This window comes from Crocosphaera watsonii WH 8501 (assembly GCF_000167195.1).
GTDB classification, from domain to species: domain Bacteria; phylum Cyanobacteriota; class Cyanobacteriia; order Cyanobacteriales; family Microcystaceae; genus Crocosphaera; species Crocosphaera watsonii.
Genome location: NZ_AADV02000272.1, coordinates 1 through 3,565 on the forward strand (window position 1 = coordinate 1; position 3,565 = coordinate 3,565).

At 37.6% G+C, this 3,565-nt stretch carries 4 protein-coding genes and 1 pseudogene; 2 read left to right on the forward strand and 3 right to left on the reverse strand.

The genetic code is table 11. The features are described 5' to 3' along the window. Positions 1 to 234: 234 nt before the first annotated feature. Positions 235 to 697, reverse strand: a pseudogene (gene msrA, locus CWATDRAFT_RS30545) (peptide-methionine (S)-S-oxide reductase MsrA); the annotation flags it as partial. Positions 698 to 717: 20 nt separating this feature from the next. Beyond that, positions 718 to 1,092, reverse strand: a complete 375-nt coding sequence (locus CWATDRAFT_RS30550) for a hypothetical protein (protein ID WP_007308575.1) — start codon at positions 1,090 to 1,092, stop codon at positions 718 to 720. A gap of 176 nt (positions 1,093 to 1,268) precedes the next feature. On the opposite strand from CWATDRAFT_RS30550, the gene CWATDRAFT_RS30555 reads away from it, so the two are divergent. Next, a complete protein-coding gene (locus tag CWATDRAFT_RS30555) occupies positions 1,269 to 1,889 on the forward strand; it encodes a M23 family metallopeptidase (RefSeq protein ID WP_007308573.1) in 621 nt (206 codons plus the stop codon). 3 nt (positions 1,890 to 1,892) lie between these two features. On the opposite strand, the gene CWATDRAFT_RS30560 is transcribed toward CWATDRAFT_RS30555, so the two are convergent. Then, positions 1,893 to 2,096 carry a hypothetical protein gene (locus CWATDRAFT_RS30560; protein WP_035829529.1) on the reverse strand — a complete coding sequence of 68 codons (204 nt, stop codon included), beginning with the start codon at positions 2,094 to 2,096 and terminating at the stop codon, positions 1,893 to 1,895. 172 nt (positions 2,097 to 2,268) lie between these two features. Between CWATDRAFT_RS30560 and CWATDRAFT_RS30565 the strand changes: the two genes are divergently transcribed. Next, positions 2,269 to 2,715: a hypothetical protein gene (locus CWATDRAFT_RS30565; RefSeq protein WP_007308574.1), complete on the forward strand. Its 447-nt coding sequence runs from the start codon at positions 2,269 to 2,271 to the stop codon at positions 2,713 to 2,715. Positions 2,716 to 3,565: the final 850 nt, after the last annotated feature.

Below are 3,565 nucleotides of genomic sequence, written 5' to 3' on the forward strand. Positions count from 1 at the left end.
CCCTTAAATAAACAATTGTAAACCCCTGAAGGAAGTAACAGTTTGCGGTTTACACTTTCAGTAATTGGACCATGGTTGACAAATTACAAATTTTCTGAAATTAAAGATTGGTTAAAAATGCAAAATGAAGGTCATTTTGTAATGGAAGGTTGAAATAGATAAAGCCAGAGAATAATTATCAATAGAACAATAAGGGACAAACATTAAGCAATTGATTAGTATAGCCATGATTTCAACCTGTTTACTTTTCTGCTTTTCAAAATATGCTTGAGGATATTCTTCAGCTAGATAATAAGCTGATGCTGCTTTAAGTTTCTGTAACAATATCTTTCTTGTATTGACCAGAATTTGGCATTTTTATTTTAGAGTGTCTTGCTATTTTTTCCTGTGTAGAATTATGATAAAAAATCACAGAACGATACTGCTCACCTCGATCATATCCTTGGCGGTTTAAGCTGGTGGGATCGTGAATATTCCAAAAGTTTTCTAAGAGATATTCGTAACTAATTATCGTGGGATAATATTCAATTTGTACCACCTCAGCATGACCAGTTACCCTAGCACAAACATCTAAATAACAAGGGTTAGGCCAATGTCCCCCCATATAACCAACGGAAGTAGAAATAACCCCTTTTAACTTACGAAAAGCAGCCTCTACTCCCCAAAAACATCCGGCTCCAAATGTGGCTTTTTCCATATATCTAATAATTAACTCTACTATGCACTTCTACGACCTAATTCATAAACTCCACAGGTCATACAAGCTAAAATTCCCATACTAATAGACCAACTTTGACCTAATCCTAATTCTACGCCCCAATTACAAAACCCCCCAATGATAAAGAAGGGAAGAATGCTAAAAAGAGAGGCATAGAAAGCATTCTGAGACTCTCTCACTTGACGAGTTTTCTCAAATTCTTCCTGGGTTCTATACAGCGATCGCTCAGCAAAATTAAACCAGCGATTTAACCCTTCTATAACACTTTCTCTGAAGGAAGAAAGTCCTAAATAGAGAGATAATGACCATAAGCAAGTTCCAGCAATGACAACGGTGTCAATGGAAAAACGGAAGGGAATAAAATTAATGACCATGGATTATTAAACGCTTGATTCACAAATAATTAATAATTTGTCGATTTTAACAAAATTAAGCAGACATTAGCAAAAGTCAACTACCCCTATTGGTATAAGCGACTTTGGACAAAAACAGCTATGATGCTACCTAGTCTCTATTTTTAGCTTGCAATTATTTCAGTGTGAGTGGTGTTATGATCCAATCTATCAAGTCTGATGGACGCAAATTAAACAAAAAATTACTCTTTATTGCGATCGCTACGTTATTGCTCCCTGTAGCTGTGAATGGGTGGCGACAAGTTCCTTCTCAAGCCCAGTACGCACCTGCCACTAATTCTACCAATACCTGGCAATATGCGTCTTTCCCTGTGGAAAATTTCCAAACCTATACCTCTGGGTACGGTTATCGCACTTCTCCTATTACGGGACAATCTCAGTTTCATCGGGGGTTGGATATGGCCGCACCTTTGGGGAGTTATGTCCGTAACTGGTGGCAAGGACGAGTGGTTGCACTTTCGGACCATACCGCTTGTGGAACCATGATTACCATTCAGTCGGGAAATTGGACCCACATCTATTGTCATTTGATGGGAACGGTGGAAGATAGTTCCCAAGGACGCTATTTTATCGATAGGGAAGGGGGACTGGCTCTCTGGTTGGGTCAAGATGTTCCTTCCGGTGCCAGAATAGGTCGTATAGGGATGACGGGAAGGACAACAGGGCCCCATCTTCATTGGGGTTTGAAATATCGAGGCGAATATCTCGATCCGGCGTTAGTTTTGCAAGAAATGTATGGGGGTCAAGCTAATCTTTAAGTATTAGTTTGTGTCTCTGATTTCTTGAATTTTTGCTTCATTAGCTTCTTTATTTTTAGGAATCCATACAAGTCGATTTTTATCCCATTCTGCTTCTGTATAGACAGCTTTTTCCCAATTGTGCGCTGATTTAAGTTGTTCATTATTTAACGACATTAAAACTGCCCTTAAAAAATAAGCTGCAATTATTAATTTTTTTTGATTCAATCAGCAAAAATCATAATCGTTATGAGTTGACTTTAGGGAAAAAGCCCAGAGAACAGAAATTGACCACGATTTTGCACATACCACACAATAGTCACTTTATGTTATTTTTTTTACACATTTTTACGATGAAAATTGTTAAGATAGAAAAAAATAGAAAAAAAGAAAAAATAATATGGGTTTAAAACCAGGAATATCACTCAAGAAACTCGAATCAATACAGGGGGGTATGGCGCAATTTTATACCCCACAATCAAGTGATGAAACAATGTTAGTGCAGGTTCCCAGGGGAACTATTGATGAACTATTTGTGCATCATTTTCAAACCGATCAACTATTAGTTGTTAGAGGCAGCTTCATTCTGGTTGCACTCCATAATAGACGGTATGATTATATACCCTTAAGTGAACATGACCCTCAAGTCATTACTATTCCCCCAGGGGTTCCCCACGGAGCAATCAATCTGAGTTCAGAAGACTGTTTATTAGTCAACGCTGTATTACGTCATGGTGAGTCCCACCCTTTAGATTATCGACCAATGAAACCACCTTTCCCCTATGACTTTAATAAAATACATACCATGTTAGAAACCATAGAGAAGAAAGCTACAGTGGTTTCCTAGATAGGATTTTTAGTGAACAAAAATTTATTAAACTATTTTGGGACAATTATTTAATTGTCCCTTATTCATAATTTAGATAAAAACCTCTGATGTCCAGTTTCCATGGAGTCCATAAGGAATATGATGTTTTAGATGTAAAGTAGCAAGTAACTGCTCACCGCAACAAAAAAGTCTTATTGAAAAGCACTACAAACAACATCAGTTGAGTCAACAAAAATATAAGCCCTGTGATTTAGCGTAAAATTTAAGCTAATTTATTACGGCTATTTTAATGACTAACATTCCCAGAATCAAGTCTTTTAAAAACCTCAAATAAAAACAACAATATGAGAAAAAAAAAGAATAGTAAGATAGTTTTTTGTTAGCGGAGATTATCCGCTAATCCTGTGTATTTTTGTGCAGAGAGATAGGGGGATCAAGAAAAATCTATCCCCTATCGGCTCCGGAGCCTTTTACATCTCTAATCCTGGGGGACTCCGACCAGCTAATGAAAATAATTCGCATAATTGGACAATGGCATTTTGCCCCTGTAATCTCATGGTCTCTAAAAAACTGAACATTTGGGTGACTAACTCTGCACCCCAGTCGCTTCTTGCTCCCCAATTACTTGGCGGTGAATGCCATGGGACGTAAAGTCTCTCAACTCATATTATCTGTTTGACTTCGGATACTTAGAAGGGAACCATCTTCCATAACTTGAAACGTAACATCTTGTGCCTCTAAGCCATCTTTTGGATTGTTTAAATCTTGCGCGATCTGATTTGTCTTGGACTAACTCAGGGTATTCGCCTCATTACATAGATGCGCGTCAAATTCGTATGGAAATTCTTCTAAAGGGTTAGACTACTCT

Bases quoted from the DNA above. Each gene is read 5' to 3' on its own strand.
- CWATDRAFT_RS30565 (WP_007308574.1), top strand. From the start codon at position 2,269: ATGGGTTTAAAACCAGGAATATCACTCAAGAAACTCGAATCAATACAG.
- CWATDRAFT_RS30550 (WP_007308575.1), bottom strand. From the start codon at position 1,092: ATGGTCATTAATTTTATTCCCTTCCGTTTTTCCATTGACACCGTTGTC.
- CWATDRAFT_RS30555 (WP_007308573.1), top strand. From the start codon at position 1,269: ATGATCCAATCTATCAAGTCTGATGGACGCAAATTAAACAAAAAATTA.